The 18226-nt window shown below is 64.3% G+C and carries 14 protein-coding genes and 1 pseudogene; 9 read left to right on the top strand and 6 right to left on the bottom strand.

The genetic code is table 11. From position 1 onward, the window contains the following. Window positions 1–383: 383 nt before the first annotated feature. The 5 genes and pseudogenes from ACI48D_RS11610 to ACI48D_RS11590 all read left to right on the top strand — a co-directional run. A pseudogene (locus ACI48D_RS11610) lies at window positions 384–749 on the top strand (transposase); the annotation flags it as partial. 520 nt (window positions 750–1269) lie between these two features. Beyond that, a complete protein-coding gene (locus ACI48D_RS11605) occupies window positions 1270–1950 on the top strand; it encodes a GntR family transcriptional regulator (RefSeq protein WP_435571375.1) in 681 nt (226 codons plus the stop codon). Between the two features lie 34 nt (window positions 1951–1984). Then, entirely contained in the window at window positions 1985–3523 is a 1539-nt protein-coding gene (locus tag ACI48D_RS11600) for an aldehyde dehydrogenase (RefSeq protein WP_435571374.1), read from the top strand. 124 nt (window positions 3524–3647) lie between these two features. Next, window positions 3648–5012 (top strand): MFS transporter, encoded by a 1365-nt coding sequence (locus tag ACI48D_RS11595; protein WP_435571373.1) that lies wholly within the window; start codon window positions 3648–3650, stop codon window positions 5010–5012. Between the two features lie 13 nt (window positions 5013–5025). Beyond that, the gene (locus ACI48D_RS11590; RefSeq protein WP_435571372.1) at window positions 5026–5829 is read left to right on the top strand and encodes an alpha/beta fold hydrolase; all 804 of its coding nucleotides are present in this window, start codon (window positions 5026–5028) and stop codon (window positions 5827–5829) included. A gap of 94 nt (window positions 5830–5923) precedes the next feature. Here the strand turns inward: ACI48D_RS11590 and ACI48D_RS11585 are convergent, their stop codons facing one another. Beyond that, window positions 5924–7444 (bottom strand): CoA-acylating methylmalonate-semialdehyde dehydrogenase, encoded by a 1521-nt coding sequence (locus ACI48D_RS11585; protein ID WP_435571371.1) that lies wholly within the window; start codon window positions 7442–7444, stop codon window positions 5924–5926. Window positions 7445–7554: 110 nt separating this feature from the next. Here ACI48D_RS11585 and ACI48D_RS11580 point away from each other — a divergent pair, with 110 nt between their 5' ends. Continuing rightward, complete coding sequence (locus ACI48D_RS11580) at window positions 7555–8484, top strand: LysR family transcriptional regulator (protein WP_435571370.1); 930 nt, start codon at window positions 7555–7557, stop codon at window positions 8482–8484. Between the two features lie 11 nt (window positions 8485–8495). On the opposite strand, the gene ACI48D_RS11575 is transcribed toward ACI48D_RS11580, so the two are convergent. Continuing rightward, entirely contained in the window at window positions 8496–9422 is a 927-nt protein-coding gene (locus ACI48D_RS11575; RefSeq protein ID WP_435571369.1) for an ornithine cyclodeaminase family protein, read from the bottom strand. A gap of 182 nt (window positions 9423–9604) precedes the next feature. On the opposite strand from ACI48D_RS11575, the gene ACI48D_RS11570 reads away from it, so the two are divergent. Next, window positions 9605–10372: a hypothetical protein gene (locus ACI48D_RS11570; RefSeq protein WP_435571368.1), complete on the top strand. Its 768-nt coding sequence runs from the start codon at window positions 9605–9607 to the stop codon at window positions 10370–10372. Between the two features lie 65 nt (window positions 10373–10437). Here the strand turns inward: ACI48D_RS11570 and ACI48D_RS11565 are convergent, their stop codons facing one another. Both ACI48D_RS11565 and ACI48D_RS11560 read right to left on the bottom strand, forming a co-directional pair. Next, entirely contained in the window at window positions 10438–11799 is a 1362-nt protein-coding gene (locus ACI48D_RS11565; protein WP_435571367.1) for a 2-hydroxycarboxylate transporter family protein, read from the bottom strand. Window positions 11800–11876: 77 nt separating this feature from the next. Beyond that, complete coding sequence (locus ACI48D_RS11560) at window positions 11877–14828, bottom strand: EAL domain-containing protein (protein WP_435571366.1); 2952 nt, start codon at window positions 14826–14828, stop codon at window positions 11877–11879. Window positions 14829–15065: 237 nt separating this feature from the next. On the opposite strand from ACI48D_RS11560, the gene ACI48D_RS11555 reads away from it, so the two are divergent. Together ACI48D_RS11555 and ACI48D_RS11550 are read left to right on the top strand one after the other, a co-directional pair. Continuing rightward, window positions 15066–15587, top strand: a complete 522-nt coding sequence (locus ACI48D_RS11555; protein ID WP_435571365.1) for a host attachment protein — start codon at window positions 15066–15068, stop codon at window positions 15585–15587. Window positions 15588–15685: 98 nt separating this feature from the next. After that, a complete protein-coding gene (locus tag ACI48D_RS11550) occupies window positions 15686–16405 on the top strand; it encodes a lipocalin family protein (RefSeq protein WP_435571376.1) in 720 nt (239 codons plus the stop codon). Window positions 16406–16411: 6 nt separating this feature from the next. Here ACI48D_RS11550 and ACI48D_RS11545 read toward each other — a convergent pair whose 3' ends face one another. Both ACI48D_RS11545 and ACI48D_RS11540 read right to left on the bottom strand, forming a co-directional pair. After that, window positions 16412–16951: a DUF2058 domain-containing protein gene (locus ACI48D_RS11545; RefSeq protein WP_435571364.1), complete on the bottom strand. Its 540-nt coding sequence runs from the start codon at window positions 16949–16951 to the stop codon at window positions 16412–16414. A 75-nt stretch (window positions 16952–17026) separates the two neighbouring features. Then, the gene (locus ACI48D_RS11540; RefSeq protein ID WP_435571363.1) at window positions 17027–18226 is read right to left on the bottom strand and encodes an extracellular catalytic domain type 1 short-chain-length polyhydroxyalkanoate depolymerase; all 1200 of its coding nucleotides are present in this window, start codon (window positions 18224–18226) and stop codon (window positions 17027–17029) included.

Raw genomic sequence — 18226 nt, 5'->3', positions numbered from 1 at the left:
AACTCGGCGTCGGAAAAACTCGTTTGCTTCATCGGTGATGCTGGAAAGATGGGATGCATCATTGTGCCAGTTGCGCCGGCGGCCGGGGGAGCTCGGCGATTAAATCAGCGCTTCCTTAGCTCGCATTTGGCGGTCGGCTCGCACACCCGCCGCGAGCGAAGTCAGAACGTAGCCCGTTCGCTCCTAAAACGTCCACTTTAGGTCCGATTTCAGCCGTACGTAGCCACGGTCTTGCCGTTAACATGGACGGCCTGCTCTTAGCCGGACTGATGCTATGGCCAAAGCCCCCGTTCCCGACGAGCTCTGATTGATGCCGCCAGCGTAGCTTCGCCGCGTGGCGGCGAGCATACCGTCCGGAAACCAACTGATCGGGGAAGCCCGGCTGCAAACATCACCTCCTGGTCGATCAGCGTGGCTTGCCGTTGGCAGCCCCGGTCCCAGGTGCGCAAGTTCACGATTCCCGGCTGCCCCTACCGATTGTCGAAGCAATCCCGGCCATTAAAAGCTTGTCAGGCCGCGCTCGCAAACGCCCAGGAAAATTGCACGCCGACCGTGGCTATGCATCACGAGCGCACCGGGCCCGGCTGCGCCGGCGAGGTTGCTGCTCGCATCGCGAGATACGGCGTCGAGTCACGCGGACGGCCTGGGTGCTGGCGTTGGGTCGCGGACTTACCGGACTGAACTGGACAACCCGATACATCAAGGGTTTCCTTGAAGCATTCCGGGTGTGTCGCAGAGCCGTGTTTTGAAAATCCTTGTGTCCGTGGTTCGATTCCGCCCCGGGCCCCCAAGAACATCCCTCCAAAACGCCCACTCATGCAAGTGGGCGTTGTCGTTTACGCCGCCGGCGATCCTGGTGTCCCATCGATCTCCGGTATCGGGGTGAAGCCGCAAAGAAAGCAAGGACGTCGACCAGCTCGTCCGATCGCCCCCCATGCCAGGAATCCGGCCAAGGAGCGATGACCGCCGCGCAGAACGCAAGGGACCGGCGCCCCGCCATGGCGAATGCCGGCTGCGCAATCCGTTGCAGGTCGCCTGCGGTGTCATGCGCATGGCATGCCCCGTTTGACATACATCACACTTATCTGAAATTTATAAATCCAACACATCACAGGTTCTAACCATCCTATATCGTGATATTTCTACAGCATGAAACCATCCTAAATCCTCAGGAAACCAGCGCGCATGTCTCAAAATATTCGAAATAAATTCTCTTTCGTGATACATCACGCTCTTGTAAAACTTAGATAACTGATGTCTAATCAATCCATGACAAACCTATCCATACCACTGAAGGCCGTAAGCAGCCCCTTGCTGCGTGAGTCGATTTACGAACAGTTGCGCGCCGACATACTGAAGTGCCGCATTCCCCCCGGCGGCGATATCCGCGAGGCCGAACTGGCGGAGCGCTTCCAGGTCAGCAAGTCGCCTGTGCGCGATGCCCTGATGCGCCTGGAACGCGAGGGCCTGGTGATCACGATTCCCCGGCAAGGGTATCGGGTCGCCCCGATCTCGCTGGCCGATGTCGAAGACATGTTCCACCTGCGTATCGCCCTGGAGCGTGCGTGCATGGAGCGCATCGTGCGCCGTGCCAGCGACGAGCAACTGGCGACGCTGGAGCCGTATCGCGTTTTCGACGCCAAGGACTGGGAAGGCGGATTCGTCGACTACAACCGCTCCTTCCACCGCCACCTTGCCGAGCTGGCCTCGAATGCGCGCATGCGCGACCAGCTGGGGGACTTGATCGACCAGATGGAGCGGGCGGTGCTGGTGAGTGTCAACAACATCAAGCATGGCAGTTCCGCCACGGTCGTGGCCGAGCATTGCCAGCTCATCGATGCCCTGCAGGAGCGCAAAGCCAAGCGGGCAGAAAAAATCGCCCAGGATCACATCGACGCGGCTGCAAAACGGTTCACCAGTGCCGTTTCGCTGATGGTGATCCGCGGCTGATTCATTCATACCTACATAACCACAAGGAGACAGCATGTCGAGCAGCAATGCAGCACAAGTAATGAACCTGGATGTCGAAGTGCATGGCCTGTTCATCGACGGCGTGGAGGTCGCGGCCAGCCGCAGCGACCTCATCGACGTGATCAACCCGGCGACCGGTGACATGCTGGCCCGGATCGCCCACGCCAGCGACAGCGATGTCGACCGCGCAGTCAAGAGCGCGGCAGCGGCGTTCGAAAGCCCGGAATGGGCGAATATGTCGAACCGCACGCGCGCCAAGCTGATCAACAAGCTGGCCGACGTGATGGAAGCGAATATCGAGCAGTTCTACCGTCTCGAAACGCTCAACAATGGTCGCTCGCTCAACGAAACCCGCGCTCAGGTCTCGCGCCTGCCGGATTTCCTGCGCTATAACGCCGGCCTGGCGATCGCGCGGCGCGATTCCGTCATCCCGGTCGATGGCAACTACCTGAACTACACCCTGCGCACGCCGGTCGGCGTGGTCGGCAATTCGACCCCGTTCAACCATCCGCTGATGATCCTGATGAAGAGCCTGGGTCCGGTGCTGGCCTCGGGCTGCACCACGGTCGTCAAACCGTCGGAGTACACGCCGCTGACGACCCTGCTGCTGGCGAAGATGTTCGTCGAGGCAGGCCTGCCGCCGGGCGTCTTCAATATCGTCACCGGCCTGGGCCCGACCACCGGCAAGGCGCTGGCGGAGCATCGCCTGCTGGACAAATGGGTGCTGACCGGCGGCACTGAAGCCGGCCGCATCACCGGCGCCGTCGCCGGCAGCAATTTCGCGCACCAGACGCTCGAGCTCGGCGGCAAGACCCCGGTGCTGGTGTTCGACGATTTCGATGTCGACCAGGCCGTCAACTACGCCGCCTTCGGAGCCTTCATCGGCGCTGGCCAGACCTGCATCTGCGGCAGCCGCCAGATCGTGCATGAGCGCATCTATGACGAGTTCGTGGAAAAACTGGCCGCCAAGGCGAAGACCATCCGCATCGGCAATCCGATCGATCCGTCGGTGCAGCTCGGCCCGGTGGTCTCCAGCCGCCAGCAGCAGCGGGTGCTGAACTACGTCCGTATCGGCCTGGAAGAAGACCGCGCGCGCCTGGTCGCCGGCGGCAGGGTGCCCGCCGATCCGTCGCTGGCCAACGGTTTCTTTGTCGAGCCGACCGTGTTCGCCGATGTCACCGCCGACATGCGCATTTTCCAGGAAGAGGTGTTCGGGCCCTTCGTGTCGGTGTCTAAGTTCTCCACCGAAGCCGAAGCCATCGCCATGGCGAACGATTGCCAGTTCGGCCTGGCCGGCGCGGTCCGCACCAACGACATCACCCGCGCGCACCGGGTCGCCGCCAAGATCAAGTGCGGCATCGTCTGGATCAATGACCACCACCGTCTCGACCCGGCTTCGCCGTGGGGCGGGGTCAAGGATTCCGGCATCGGCCGCGAGTGCGGCACCGAATCCTTCGACCAGCACTTCGAGACCAAGAGCGTGATGGTGCGCCTGGATGATGCGCCGTTCGATTGGTACAAGGACACCGCAGCACAGCCGCGCCTGAACTAAGCGGCACCCCTCGTATTCCCAGCATGCCGCATTGGCTCTTGCGGCATGTCTTTGCTGTACCAGCGGTTAATAAGCGCAAAGCGCAAAAACGACACAAGCGGTCAATAACAACCATGGAGACAACATGAGCACAATCGTCAACGCAGGGGGCCGGCTGGACAGGCTTCCGATATCCTCTTTCCACCGTCGCATCATGATGCTGATTGGCATCGGCATGTTTTTCGACGGCTTCGACATCTATATTGCCGCGACCGTCCTTGGCGCCACGCTGCACAGCGGTTTCTCGACCATGCCGCAGAATGCCCTGTTCGTCTCCACCACCTTCATCGGCATGATGATCGGCTCGTTCATGACCGGCTTCCTCGGCGACCGTTTCGGCCGCCGTTTCACTTACCAATTCAACCTGCTGCTGTTCGGCGGCGCCTCCATCCTCGCCGCTTTTGCCCCCAACATGATCACGCTGATCGTGCTGCGCCTGTTCATCGGCATCGGCCTGGGCGCGGAAAACGTGGTCGGTTATTCCACCCTGACCGAGTTCGTGCCCGCCAAGGTGCGCGGCAAGTGGCTGGGCTTCATGGCGGTGTTCGTGGTGAGCGGTCTGCCGGTGGCGGCGCTGCTGGGCACCTACATCATTCCGCATTTCTCGTGGCGCGCCATGTTCATCCTCGGCGGCCTCGGCGCGATCGTCGTGTGGTACATGCGTAAATCCCTGCCGGAGTCGCCGCGCTGGCTGGAGTCGGTCGGCCGCAAGGAAGAAGCCGAAGCCTTGATGCAGAAAATCGAAGCGGAAGCCTCGGGCGGCGCGCAACTGCCGGCGCCGGCCGTACCGGCCGCCGTGCCGCCGTCGCGCAGCTTGGCCAGCCTGTGGACCCCGCCGCTGCTGGGGCGCATGGTCGTCGGCTGCGTTTGCCTGATCGTGATTAACACCCTGCTGTACGGCTTCGTCACCTGGCTGCCCACCTTCTTCGTCAAGCAGGGCCTCACCATTGCAACCTCCTTCCAGTATTCGATGCTGATGTCGATCGGCGCCCCGATCGGTTCGGCCATCGGCGCGCTGACAGCCGACCGCTGGGGCCGCAAGGCGACCATCAGCATCTCCGGTACCCTGGCCATCCTGTTCGGCTGCATCTATCCCTTCGTGCATGACCCGGTGCTGCTGCCGCTCGTCGGTTTCGCGCTGACCGTGCCGATCTATATACTGGTGGCGCTGCTGTTCGCGATCTATATCCCCGAACTGTTCCCGACCGAAGTCCGGCTGCGCGCTTCAGGCATCTGCAATACCTTCGGCCGCGGCGCAACCATCGGCACGCCCTTCCTGGTGGTCTGGCTGTTTTCCACCTACGGGATCACAGGCGTCCTGAGCCTGATGGTGGGACTGCTGTTCGTGATGGTGGTCGTGGTGCTTGCCTTCGGCGTAGAGTCCGGCAAGCGCAGCCTCGAACAGATCGAAGAACAAGAATTTACCAACGTATCCTTCAAGAAGGCCTGACATGAACGCAGTAATGAAAGAAGTCCAAGCGCAGTTCGACAGCATACGGGTATCCTGCGCTGGCGGCACCGTTGCCGCCCGCGTTGGCGGACAGGGCACCCCGGTCGTCCTGTTCCACTCGCTGCTGGCGGACGATACCAGTTTCGACGGCATTGCCGGCGCGCTGGCGCAGACGCATCGCGTGGTGATCCTGAACCTGCCGGGATTCGGCGCATCCGACCGCGTCGATGGCGGACTGGAGCAAGCTGCCGATCGCGTGGCTGCGGCGATACAGGCCATGGACCTGGGCCAGCCCCCTATCCTGCTGGGAAATGGGTATGGCGGCTTCGCCGCACTGATGACCGCCATCCGCCATCCGGGCATTGCCAGCCGCCTGGTGCTGGCCGACTGCGGCGCAGCCTTTTCGGAGCCGGGCCGGGCCGCCTTCCGCGGCATGTCGGCCAATGCCCGCGAAAAAGGCCTGGCAGGCATTTCCGATGTCGCGATGCGCCGCCTGTTCTCGCCTTCCTACCAGGCAGAGCATCCGGAGTTGATCGAGGAACGCCGCCAGCGCTTCCTTGCCGTTGATCCGGAAACTTTCCACGCAGCGTGCGCCGCGCTGGCAAGCCTGGACGTACGCGACAAGCTCGCGCAGGTCACGGTTCCGGCACTGGTGCTGGTTGGCGAGCACGACGAAGCCACGCCGCCGCCGATGTCGCAGGAACTGACGGCCGGCCTTCCCAAGGCGCAATTGCGGATCCTGGCCGGATGCGCGCATGTGCCGCAGTTGCAGGAACCACTGCAGTTCCTGGATGCGATCAGGGACTTCATCGCGTAGCGGGCCCTGTGCTGAAAGCCCTGGACCAAGCCTAAAAAAAACGACATTCCCGCTGCGTCGGGAATGTCGTTTTTTTTTTACGACGCGAAAGGTCTTACTTCGCCGTCGGCATCACGAACTCGGCGCCCTTGGCAATGCTCTGGGGCCAGCGCTGCATCACCGATTTTTGCCGCGTATAGAAGCGCACACCCTCTTCGCCGTAGGCATGCATGTCGCCGAACAGGCTCTTCTTCCAGCCGCCAAAACCATGCCACGCCATCGGCACCGGGATCGGCACGTTCACGCCCACCATGCCGACCTCGATGCGGCGGGTGAATTCGCGCGCCACGTTGCCGTCGCTGGTGAAGCAGGACACCCCGTTCCCGAATTCGTGGGCATTCACGAGTTCGACGGCTTCGGCAAAATCCTTGACGCGCACGCAGGCGAGCACCGGACCGAAGATTTCCTCCTTGTAGATGCGCATCTCGGGCGTCACATGGTCGAACAGCGTGCCGCCGGTGAAGAATCCCTGCTCGCGCCCTTCCACCTGGTGGCCCCTGCCGTCCACGACCAGGCTGGCCCCCTCCTCGGCACCGATCCCGATATAGCCCTCGATGCGCTCGAGTGCCTGGCGGGTGACGATCGGCCCCATTTCCGCCTCGAGGTCCATGCCGTCCCGAATCTTCAGGGAGCGTGCGCGCTCGGCGACCAGGGGGATGATCCGGTCGGCGACATCGCCCACCAGCACCGCCACCGAAATCGCCATGCAGCGCTCGCCGGCCGAGCCGTAGGCCGCGCCGACCAGGGCATCGACGGTCCGCTCGATATCGGCGTCCGGCATCACGATCATGTGGTTCTTTGCGCCGCCCAGGGCCTGCACGCGCTTGCCGAAGTGCGAGCCACGCTCGTGGATGTAATGGGCGATCGGCGTCGAGCCGACAAAGCTGATCGCCTTGACGTCCGGGTGCTCGATCAGTGCATCCACCGCCACCTTGTCGCCCTGCACGACATTGAAGACGCCATCCGGCAAGCCGGCCTGCTTGAGCAGGTCCGCCATGAACAAGGCTGCGCTCGGATCCCGCTCGCTCGGCTTCAGGATGAAGGTATTGCCGGCGGCGATTGCCACAGGGAACATCCAGCAGGGAACCATGCACGGGAAATTGAACGGCGTAATACCTGCCACCACGCCAAGCGGCTGCCGCAGGGTCCAGTTGTCGATGCCGGTCGATACCTGGTCGGTATAGTCGCCCTTCAACAACTGGGGGATACCGCAGGCGAACTCGATGATGTCGATGCCACGCTCCACCTCACCCGCGGCGTCGGTAAACACCTTGCCATGTTCGGCGGTAATGATGGCGGCCAGCGTATTCCGGTGCTCGTTCATCAGCGCCAGGAAGCGGTGCATCACGCGTGCGCGGCGGATCGGCGGCGTGTCGGCCCAGGCCGCAAACGCTTTCTTGGCCGCGGCAACCGCTTCGGCCACGTCCTCCGTCCCGCCAAGCACGACCTGGCGCGCTACCTGGCCCGATGACGGATTGAAGACATCGGCACGGCGGGCGCCCTTGCCTTCGGTACGTTCGCCATGAATGTAGTGCGAGACCGTGTCCTTACTGGTAAATGCGGGGGTGGGGTTCATTTGAATGTCTCCTGATGGGAAGTTTGACCCTGCCGATTCTAGGGGGGCCGCCGCATCGGGACAATGCGCCTACAATACAAACATCGTTTAATTATTTAAACAATCAAGTGATGGACGCGAAAAAAATCGAAGGTCTCTGGCATCACCTGCACTCCCTGGTTGTCGTGGATGCCACCGGAAGCTATACGGCAGCGGCAGTCAGGCTCGGACTCACCAAGGGCGCGGTCAGCCAACGTATTGCCGAACTCGAGCGGGCCTCGGGCGTCGCGCTCGTGCACAGGACGACACGCAGCATGCAGTTGACGGAAGCGGGCAAGATGCTGGTCGACGCGGTACGCACCTCATTCCAGGATATCGAGCGCAGTTTCGCCGGCGTGCGCGACCTCGCGGAGACGCCTGGAGGACTGCTGCGCGTTACTGCGCCGGTGGCGCTCGGCAGGCAGCAAATCGTCCCCAGGATGGCTGCCTTCTTCCGCGCGTTTCCGCAGGTGCGCATCGAGCTCGAACTGTCCGACCGCCTGGTGCCGCTGGCCCAGGAAGGGTTCGACCTGGCGATCAGGCATGCGGCGTCCGCGCCCGAAACCCATGTCGCCTGGACCTTGTGCCGTACCGAAGCGGTGCTGGTCGCCACCGATGCCTACCTGCGCGCGCGCGGCACGCCGTCCACCCCGCAGGACCTAGGCAGCCACGACTGCCTGTATTACTTCCGGCGTGGCGAAGCGCCCAGTTGGAGTTTCGAAACGCGGCGCGGATCGGGCCGACGGCTGAACGTTGCCGTGTCGGGCCCGTTCGCCGCCAACAATAGCGAGGCCCTGCGCGGCGCGGCCCTCGATGGGCTGGGAATCGCGTTGCTGCCGGATTTCAGCGCCAGCGCCGACCTCGCCGCAGGCAAGCTCGTGCAAGTGCTGCCGCAGTGGCGCGCCGTAGGAAGCTTCGGCGACTCGCTGTTTGCATTGCGCCCCTACAGCCCTTATGTCCCCCGCGCCGTGCGCATCTTCGTGGATTTTCTCCGTGATCAGTTTCGCGACGGGTTCGGCTGATAGCTGGGCGCCTAGCCCTCGTACACCAGGATCGCGGCGGCCAGGTCTTCCAGCGCAGTACCGACCGACTTGAACACCGTCCGCACATGCGCCCCTTCCGGTCTGCCGGGCTGCGAACGGCATAGCGACTCCAGCGTACCGGCGACATCTTCCGCGGCAAACACGCCGCGCGACATCGGCCCCAGCAGGTCGCCCGATTTTTGCAGGGCCTCCACGGTGTCGACATACAAACGGCTGCCGGAAAAGCAGGCGTCGTCCGCTTCACGCATCGCTGGCGTGAAGCCGCCGATCAGGTCGAGATGGCTGCCGGGCGCGAGCCACTCGCCCCGAATGATGGGTGTGGTCGCCAGCGTCGCGCACGACACCAGATCGGCCGTGCGTACTGCCTGCTCGAGGTCGGGGCTGGAGCGCACGGCGCATCCTTCCAGGCTCGACTGGCCGGCAAGGCGGCGTGCCGCCTCGGGGTTGCGGCTCCATATCGTGATGTCCTCGATCGGCAGCACGGTCCGGTATGCCTCCGGGATCAAGCTGGCGACGCGCCCGGAACCGGCGACCACCAGGCGCCGTGCGTCGCGCCGCGCCAGATGGCGCGCTGCCAGCGCGGAGGCGGCCGCGGTGCGGCGCGAGGTGATCTCGTCACCGTCCATCTGCGCCAACGGTTCACCCGTCGCGGCGCTGTAGAGGATATAGGTGGAATGCAGGCCCGGCCGGCCGCGCGCGGCGTTGCCGGGGAAGATGTTGACGGTCTTGATGCCCATGTAATCGCCATGCCAGGCCGGCATGATGAGAACAGTGCCCTCGGCGCCCTTGCCGTTGCCGACCGTATGCACGTGCCGGGTCGGCACCTGGCATCCGGTCACGAACATGCGTGCGATCGCCTCGATCAAGGTGTTGAAGGGCAGCGCCTGCCGGGTGCCGGCGCGATCAATTATCTTCATTGCTCATTCGCTTTAATGCTGTGGGATATTGCCTGATGCTGAGATTAGCACGCCGGCAAAGCACCCCTCACACCACGTCGGAATTCGGAGTAGGATGGATCGGGCAAGCGCCGTGCCGCATGCGCTGCCCCGAGCTGTCTGGCCCCCACCGGCACGGCGCAAGCATTACCGGGGGGAACATCATGCGACACACTTTGAAAGCAGTCTTCGACAACCGAAGCGATGCCCAGCACGTGCTGGAAGAATTGCTGGCTTCGGGCTACACGCACGCCGACGTCGCACTCTCGGGCGACACCAGCGAAACGGCAAGCGCCGCACACCACGAAGGGCTGGGCGCCTCGGTCCGGCACGCCTTTGGCAGACTGTTCGGATCGAAGCATCATGACAATCCGATGAGCGATCCGATGAGCGATCCGGCGCAGTCTCCCGACGCGGCCATGCATGGTCAACACATCGTCATGTTCACGACCGAATCCGAACCGGAAGCCGAACGCGCCGCCGGCATCATCGGCCGCTTCGGCCCGGCCGGCATCGAGGAAGGCCACGAGCAGTCGGACCAGGCCAGCGCCGGCACTTACCTGCCCGGCGTCGCCGAGATCAGTGCCTGCCCGCCGGGCACCGAGCCCGGCGCGCTGCAATACCGTAGCCTCGATGACGGCCGCTACTTCGGCACCCAGAATGCCGCCTCTCCGCCATCCGGCAACACCTACCAGGATTCGATGGGCGCGGGCTCGCCCTGGGGCCACCCCGCCGAAGACATGGCCTACCGCTACGGCAAGGCCATGGGCGCCAGCGATACCTACCGCGACAGTTCATGGGAAGAGGCCGAATCCAGCCTGCAGAGCGATTGGGAACAGAAGCACGCGAGCGGCGAGTCGTCGGCATGGCACCGGATCGAGGCGGCCGTGCGCCAGGGATGGGACCGGGTGAAAAACCGGCACGTCCGGTAGGAATAGGGGAAAGCCGTCCCTGCGCCGCGGCGCCCGCCGGCCGGGCGCAGGGTGTGGGCCGGCGCTCAGTGCAGCTTGGCCATCGCCACCAGCGTCAGGGTGACGGTGATCGCGCCGCCGATGCGGGTCGCGATCTGCGCGAACGGCATCAGTTGCATGCGGTTGGCGGCCGTCAGGATCGCCACGTCGCCGGTACCGCCCTGGCCGCTGTGGCAGGCATTGATGATCGCCGCTTCGATCGGATACATGTTTAACTTGCGGCCGACCAGGAAGCCGGTGGCCATCAGGCTGACGACCGTCGAGACGATGATGGTGAGGTTCACGACATTGAAGGCCGAGACCAGCTTGTCCCAGGGCGTCATCGAGGCGCCGATGGCGAACAGCAAGGGATAGGTGACTGCCGTCGAGAAGAATTTATAGACCACGTAGGAGCTTTGCTGCAGCTGCGGCGACACCGCGCGCGACAGCTTGAAGATGACGGCCACGAACAGCATGACCACCGGCGCCGGGAACTCGAACAGCTTGAAACTGAGCACGCCGACCATGTACAGCGAAATCGAGGTGATGCCCGCCGCGGCGATATGGCCGATGTCCATGTGCAGGGGCAGGACTTCCGCCAGCGGCTTGCCGTCGTCCTGGTCGCCCGGCTGCAGGCGGCCTTCGCCGGTCAGGTGCGGATGCTTCTTGCCGATCGCGTTCAGCATGCCCGACAGCAGGATCGCCGTCAGGCTGCCCAGCATCACCGCCGGCAGTACGTGCGCGAAGATGTCGCCCTGCTCCTGGTGCAGGATGCCTGCGTAGCCGATCGACAGCGGAATCGCGCCTTCGCCGACGCCGCCGGCCATGATCGGCGCGACCAGGTAGAAGAAGGTGTGGAAGGCGTCCTGGCCCAGCGCCACGCCGACCGCCGTGCCGACGATGCCCGCCACGACCGAGCCGATCGCGAGCGGTACGAAGATCTTGATGAAGCCCTTGATCAGTACCGAGCGGTCCATGCTGAGGATGCTGCCGACGATGATCGACGAAATGAACAGGTACAGGAAGTTGGTGGACTTGGTGAAGTCGACCACGTTCTTCAGCACCGGCGCCGGAATCAGGTGGCTGAACGCCAGGTAGGAGGGGATGAAGGTGGCGAAAATGGCGGCGGCGCCGATGTTGCGGAAGAACGGCAGGCGCTTGCCCAGTTCCGCGCACGAAAATCCGCCGACGGTCAGGATGGCGATCGATACGCAGATATCGTTGGGCACCTTGCCTGTCGCGACGAATCCGGCGATCAGCGCCACCAGCAGGACATAGGTGGGAAGCGGAACGATGCCGAGGCGGATATCCATCAGTTTCCAGAACGGATGGGGCTTCGGCTGGACGGGTGCTTGCGCGTGGGCTTGTGCCTGGGCATTTTCAAGCGGGAGTCGGTTAAGTTGCGTCATGTATATCACTTATGGCTTTGATGAATATGGCGCAACTCTACCCCCGTCTCCCCTTCATTTAGCTTTCAGTGTGGCGATCAGCCGCTCAGGCGCACTTCGATCCGCTCGATCACCTGGTGCAGGTCTTCGGGCGGCACCGGCGGGCTGAAAAAATATCCCTGGCCGATGTGGCAGCCATGGGCGAGCAGCCAGTTCATCTGCTCCCGGGTTTCCACGCCTTCGGCGACGATGGTCATCTTCAGCGCGTTACCCATCGCGACGATGGCCTGGGTCAGCTTTTCCGCGTTCGGGTCCTGCAGCATGCTGCGGGTGAAGGATTGGTCGATCTTGAGGCATTGCAGCGGCAATTGGCGCAGGTAGCTCAGCGAGGAAAAGCCGGTGCCGAAATCGTCGAGGGCGGTGGCGATGCCGCTCTCGTTCAGCGCCCGCAGCACGCTCTGGGTTTCGCCGAGTTCGCGCATGAAGCAGGATTCGGTCACCTCGATTTCCAGGGCACTCGCTGGAACCTGATATTCCTTCAATAACTCGGTCAGGTAGGCGACCAGGTTCGGCGACAGGATGTCCGCGATCGACAGGTTGATCGCGATCGGCAGCATCGCGTGGCCGTGGGTCTGCAGGCGGGCCTGTTCGGCGATCGCGTGGCGCATCACCCAGCGGTCGATCCGGATGATCTGGTCGCTGTTCTCGGCGATCGGGATGAAGGCGCCGGGGCTGCTCTGCCCCCGGGTCGGGTGGTTCCATCGCACCAGCGCTTCGAGGCCGACCACCTTGCGGCTGATGAGATCTACCTTCGGCTGGAACACCAGCGACAGCTGATTCCGCTCGACCGCCTCGTCCAGGTCGCGCTCGAGCAGGTAATAGTCGCGCTGGTCCGCCGCCATCGCCAGTTCGAAGACGACGCTGCGGCTGCGGCCGCGGTATTTGGCCTGGTACAGCGCGAGGTCGGCGTGGCGCAGCAATTCGCTGACGGTCCGGCCGTGACCGGGCGGAATCGCAATGCCCACCGAAACCCCCAGGCGGAATTGCTGTCCCTTGATGTCGAACGGCCTGGCAACGGCCTGGTGCAGGCGCTCGGCAAACGTCAGGGCGGTGGCGGCATTCGGATGCGGGATCTGCAGCAGCAGCATGAATTCGTCGCCGCCGAGGCGCGCCAGCAGGTCGAATTCCCGCATCACCGCCTTCAGCCGCAGGCTCAATTGCTGGAGCACCTGGTCGCCCGTTTCATGGCCATAGGTGTCGTTGATCTTCTTGAAATGGTCCAGGTCCAGTAGCATCAGCGCGGTGTTGTATTCGCCGTCTTCCAGGCGCCGCGATACCTCGTCCTCCATGGCCCGGCGGTTGTACAGGCCCGTCAGGTGATCGTGGTGGGCCCGCCAGTGCAAGGTCTCCTGCATTTTCCGGTTCACCTGCAGCTTGTTCACCTCGCTCAGGATCTGCAGCAGGTTCTGCAGCGCCTCCGCATCCGACTTCAGCCACGCATCCGAATGGCCCCGCACCGACTCCTGCCACACGGCGAAGGAGCGCCGCGGTTCCAGGCGAATCCGCCCATTCGGAAGCGACACCATCTCCTTGGCGGGCTCGCCGCCCCAGCGCACTTTACGCACCACTTCCGGCCGGGTCATGAAGCAGAAAATGATGTCCTCGTCATGGCGCTGCGCCACCATCAGGCCGGCGGCTTCCGGCAGAAACTTGAGCGTCTTTTTTTGGGACGTCAGCAGATCGTCCCACGTGCTGACCATCGGACGGGCGGTCTGGCTGTCCAGCCGCGCCCCGACCTCGTCGAGTATCTGGTGCGTGGCCCCCTGGCGCCTTCCCGGCCCGCCGACAGAGGCGAGCGTACCGATCTGCACGCCCATGGTACTGGCATTGAACGCCGGCAGCAGCCTGGGCATCCACAGTTCCAGCACAGTGGTGATATCGCCGTCCTGGATCAGGGCTTGATGAAACTGGCTCAGCAAACGATCCAGCGTCAGGCGATGGCGTACCGATTCCAGATGCGACAAGGCCTCGATGCGCATGTTGGCGATTTCCGCCAGCAGTTCGGCCAACTGGCGCATGCCCTCCCTGAGCTGGTATGGCGGCGTCCTGGGGCGATGGTGATGGCAGGCGATCAGCCCCCACAGCTTGCCGTCGCAGACGATCGACAAGGTCAGCGTGGCACGCACGCCCATATTCCGCAGATAGGACAGGTGGACCGGGGACAGGCCGCGCAACATGCTGTGGCTTTGATCGAGCAAGGATCCGTCCGGCAGCGTCGGCGGCACCAGCGTATCCATCGACGCTTCCACATCGGCCAGCACGCGCAACTTGTTGGTCAGGTAGAGCGAGCGCGCCTGACTGGGGATATCGGAAGCGGGAAAGCGCAATCCCAGATATTTTTTCTGGTACGCCGCCGAGGTGTGCTCGGCCACGACTTCACCGGCCCCATCGGGCATGAAGCGGTAGATCATCACCCGGTCGAACGCGCTGATTTCCTGGATCACCTTCACGCACTCGCCAAAGAATGCGTCGAGGCCCTCGGCGCGCCGCAAACGGGCGACGATGGGTCCGAAATCGGCGAATACCTGGTTTTGCCGCCGCAACTCATCCACGCTGGCGTTCACCGGCAGCCACTCGATGATCGCGTACTCCCCGCAGCGGTGCCCGAGGCATTCCCATTGCGAGATACCCGGCTGCATCGGCCCGGCGCAGGTTTGCTCGAACCGGGGACGCCAGGGCAGCGCCAGCGGATGCGTGGCAGGCAGCGCCGCGATGTCGAGCGCGCTGTCTGGTGCGCTGTCGGGTGGTCCCGGGCCTTCCACGGCAGCGACCCACTCGCCCAGCGGCGTGGAGAGCAGCGCCCCTGCATCCGGCAATCCCGGCCAGTGGTGCACGATCCCCGCGGAGACTTGCACGATGCGCCGGCTCGCCACGTCCACGACCATCAGGAAACCGTAGGACTGCACGGTGCCCAGCAGATGAATCGCCTCCTGCGCGCAGGTACTCTCCAGTTCCACCGAAATGGTGTCGTCACGCCCGCCCGGGCTCATGCTTTCCTGCTCCTACATCGCAGCCATCCAGCTTCAGACCTGCGGCATGCGCTTTGGTTCCGATTGGCCCTTCGCCAGCACGGCTTGCGGTTCTGGCCTTACCGTCCGGATACGTGACGCCAAGCATTCGAAACCTTGGCTATACTGAATGCAAGCCATGATCGGCATGCAATGCGATTGCCATTGCGCTTGCAGTCGCCGGTCCATCCTTCATGCTTCAGACTGACAGGAGGTAACATGCAGACGACCTGGATTGTGTCGGCCAACGCCGGCCGAGCGAGGATTTTTTCGGACTACGACCCGGCCGAACCGCTGGAAGAAATCGAGGACCTGGTCAGTTCCGCCGCGCGCATGCGGACTTCGGACATCAACACGGACGAGGTCGGGCGCACGGCCGCCGGCAGCAGCAGCCACAACATCGGCGGCAACGAAGCTGCGGGCTTCGCCCACAACGCCAAGGCCGGCGCCCCGAACAAGGCCTACCAGCCGGCCCAGACGCCGCAGGAGCACGAAGCGGAACAGTTCGTGAAGGACATCTCGAAATACCTGATGGACGCGCACCAGGAAGGCCGTTTCCAGCAACTGGTCATTTCCGCCTCGCCGCAGTTCCTCGGCGCGCTACGCATGTACCTGGATCCGCACATCAAGCCGCTGATCAAGCTCGAGGTCAACAAGGACTACACCCACTCGAACGCGCAGCAACTGCGCGAGCAGATCCGCGAGCAATTGCAGGCCCAGCGGGCCAACAAGCTGCAATAAGGCCGCACGGTCTTGCCAGCACAACGCCAGCCGGTGAGGCTGGCGTTTTTTTACACCATGCACGCAAAGTCATCAATTTCCCGGTAGCGGCGGTGGCGATGCTGCCCGGCGGCCTGCGTCCGGCGCTGCTGTGGAGCGCCCTGGTTGGCGCGACCCTGGTGGCGCTGTTCGTGCTGGACCGCTTCGGCGCCGGCATCGACCCGCAGGTGCTAAGCTGGCGCCGTTACCGACCATCGATCGACGCCATGCCCGTTCCCGTTTCCCGCCTCGCCCTGCTGGCCCTGGGCCTGCTCGGCGCCACCCTCACCGTGCTGGCCGCCGCGCGCGAGCGCCATGAGCACGCCGATCTGGTCCCGATCGACTCCCTCGACGTGCCGCGCTACCTCGGCGCCTGGTACGAGATCGCGAAGTACCCGAACCGCTTCCAGAAGGGTTGCGACGGCTACACCACCGCGCACTACAGCCTGCTGCCGGACAAGACCCTGCAGGTCGTCAACCGCTGCCGGCGCGCCGACGGACGCTTCATCGAGGCCGCCGGCGTCGCCCGCCAGCTCGGCCCGGCCGATTCGCCGAAGCTCGAAGTGCGCTTCGCGCCGGGCTGGCTGTCCTTCCTGCCGATGGTCTGGGGCGACTACTGGGTGATCGACCTCGACCCGGAGTATCAACTGGCCGCGGTCAGCGAACCGAAGCGGGAATACCTGTGGATCCTATCGCGCACCCCGACCGTGCCGCGCCAGGCCTACGCCGCCCTGCTCGACCGGCTCGAACGCCAGGGCTTCGACCTGGACCGGCTGGAGGCGACCAGGCAGGCGCGCTGACGCCGCTTACCAGGTGAAGTCGTCCGGGATCTTGAAGTCGGCGTAGGGATCGTCTTCCTCGACCGCTTGCGGCGCGGCCTTGGCGACGCGCACCACGATGTCGGGCGCGCGCTCGGCGATCTTGTCGGCGATCACGCGCGGCACCAGCTCGAAGCCGCCCCCAATGCTGACGATGCTCAGGCGGCCCGCCACCAGGTGCTCGCGCACCTTCTCGGACACGTGGATCCGTTCGATCTTGGTACCGATCGTGAAGTTGTAGGGAATGTCGCCGTTGCCCTTGGGCTGGCGGTTGGTCTTGACCATCTGCGCGATCTGCGCGGCGACCGCCTTTTGCGCTGCGGCGGCGTCGCGCTGGGCGTTCAGTTCGCGCGCGCGCTCGGCGTTCTTGCGCTGCACTTCCAGCGCCGCCTCGCGCGCCTCGTTCTGCTTCTCCACGCCGGTGCGAAGCTCGATCTTGTGCTGCTTGCTCTTTTCCTGGTTGGCCGCCTTGACCTTTTTCTTGTCGACCAGGCCGGCCTTCAGCAGCTGCTCTTGCAGGGAAACCATGATGTTGCTCCGTATGTGCGAAGCCGCAAGCATAACAATCCGGGCCGCCGCCAACAAGGGCGGCGGCCCGAGGCTTCAATCGCCAAGGAAAAAGCGCAACATCTCGGCCGAGGCGTTCGGGCCGGACGGATCGGCATACGAGCCGGCCGTGCTGCCGCCCGACCAGGCGTGGCCGGCGCCATGGAGAAGCCAGTGTTCCGCCACGACCCGTCCGGCGTCGTCCAGCGCCATGACGCGGGTATGCCCCTGGCCACGTTCTTCGCGCTGCTCCAGCCCGCGCCCGCCTGCGTCCTGCGTGAACTGGTGGAAGGCGGCCTGGCCGTTGGACGGGTGAACGATGGCGTCACGGTCGCCGTGGAAGACGATCACCGGCACCGGCTTGCCGAGCTTCGCGCCTGCGCGCATCTTCTTCGGCGCGCCCTTCATCGCGTTCAGTCCGGACATCAGGTCGTGCGCCCCGCCGGCCGGCAGCCCCGAATGCACACCGGCGGCGGCGTACAGCTCGGGATAGGCCGCCGCCATCACGGCCGCCATCGCGCCGCCGGCCGACAGGCCCGCCACATACACGCGTCCCGGGTCGCCGCCATGCTCGCGCACGACTTGCCGCGTCATGCCGGCGATCAGCGAGGGCTCTCCCTGGTCGCGCTGTTGATGTTTCGCTTCGAACCAGTTCCAGCACTGCGAATGGTTGGCGCCGGCAGCCTGCTCCGGGTACAGCACCAGGCAGCCGCTCTCTTCGGCCAGCAGGTTCATCGTGGTGCCGGCGGCGAAGTCTTCCGGATCCTGCTTGCAGCCGTGTAGCATCACCACCAGGGGACGCGGCCCGGACGCCGGCTTGGCCGGCACGTACAGCCGGTAGCGGCGGGTGCCGGCTTCGTTGGTGAAGCTGCCTTCCAGGAACTGGCCGGGGCCATGCGTGGCGGGATCGACGCTCCTGTCGCGGCCGGGCATGCCCTGTCCGGGCAGCCCCGCTTTCAGGCGCGCCATCCAGTCCTGGAGTCCGCTTGCGCTTGCGCCTGTGCTTGCGCCTGTGCCGCCATCCGGCCCGGCTGCGCGCCGGCGCGCGCCCGGCGACCAGGCCGGCGGCGGGTTCAGGTCGACGAAGGGCGCCTTGCCTGCCGGCTCAGTTGCACGGGTCGGCGGCGTGGCCGCGCCCATCAGGCCGGCCGCCTGCAGGGCCTCCTGGATGATCGCCGTGGCGGCGGCCGGGTTCTTGCCCTGGCTGGAGCGCACTGCGCCCAGGATGTTCTCGACAAAATTTTCGTAGGGTTTCAT

The organism is Massilia sp. LXY-6, from assembly GCF_051233485.1.
GTDB lineage: Bacteria > Pseudomonadota > Gammaproteobacteria > Burkholderiales > Burkholderiaceae_D > Telluria.
The sequence above is the reverse complement of the archived record's forward strand: the minus strand, read 5'-3'. Positions and strand labels throughout refer to the sequence as shown.

Bases quoted from the DNA above. Each gene is read 5' to 3' on its own strand.
- ACI48D_RS11605 (WP_435571375.1), top strand. From the start codon at position 1,270: ATGACAAACCTATCCATACCACTGAAGGCCGTAAGCAGCCCCTTGCTG.
- ACI48D_RS11575 (WP_435571369.1), bottom strand. From the start codon at position 9,422: ATGAAGATAATTGATCGCGCCGGCACCCGGCAGGCGCTGCCCTTCAAC.
- ACI48D_RS11600 (WP_435571374.1), top strand. From the start codon at position 1,985: ATGTCGAGCAGCAATGCAGCACAAGTAATGAACCTGGATGTCGAAGTG.
- ACI48D_RS11555 (WP_435571365.1), top strand. From the start codon at position 15,066: ATGCAGACGACCTGGATTGTGTCGGCCAACGCCGGCCGAGCGAGGATT.
- ACI48D_RS11565 (WP_435571367.1), bottom strand. From the start codon at position 11,799: ATGACGCAACTTAACCGACTCCCGCTTGAAAATGCCCAGGCACAAGCC.
- ACI48D_RS11550 (WP_435571376.1), top strand. From the start codon at position 15,686: ATGCTGCCCGGCGGCCTGCGTCCGGCGCTGCTGTGGAGCGCCCTGGTT.
- ACI48D_RS11545 (WP_435571364.1), bottom strand. From the start codon at position 16,951: ATGGTTTCCCTGCAAGAGCAGCTGCTGAAGGCCGGCCTGGTCGACAAG.
- ACI48D_RS11570 (WP_435571368.1), top strand. From the start codon at position 9,605: ATGCGACACACTTTGAAAGCAGTCTTCGACAACCGAAGCGATGCCCAG.
- ACI48D_RS11585 (WP_435571371.1), bottom strand. From the start codon at position 7,444: ATGAACCCCACCCCCGCATTTACCAGTAAGGACACGGTCTCGCACTAC.
- ACI48D_RS11560 (WP_435571366.1), bottom strand. From the start codon at position 14,828: ATGAGCCCGGGCGGGCGTGACGACACCATTTCGGTGGAACTGGAGAGT.
- ACI48D_RS11580 (WP_435571370.1), top strand. From the start codon at position 7,555: ATGGACGCGAAAAAAATCGAAGGTCTCTGGCATCACCTGCACTCCCTG.
- ACI48D_RS11590 (WP_435571372.1), top strand. From the start codon at position 5,026: ATGAAAGAAGTCCAAGCGCAGTTCGACAGCATACGGGTATCCTGCGCT.
- ACI48D_RS11595 (WP_435571373.1), top strand. From the start codon at position 3,648: ATGAGCACAATCGTCAACGCAGGGGGCCGGCTGGACAGGCTTCCGATA.
- ACI48D_RS11540 (WP_435571363.1), bottom strand. From the start codon at position 18,226: ATGAAACCCTACGAAAATTTTGTCGAGAACATCCTGGGCGCAGTGCGC.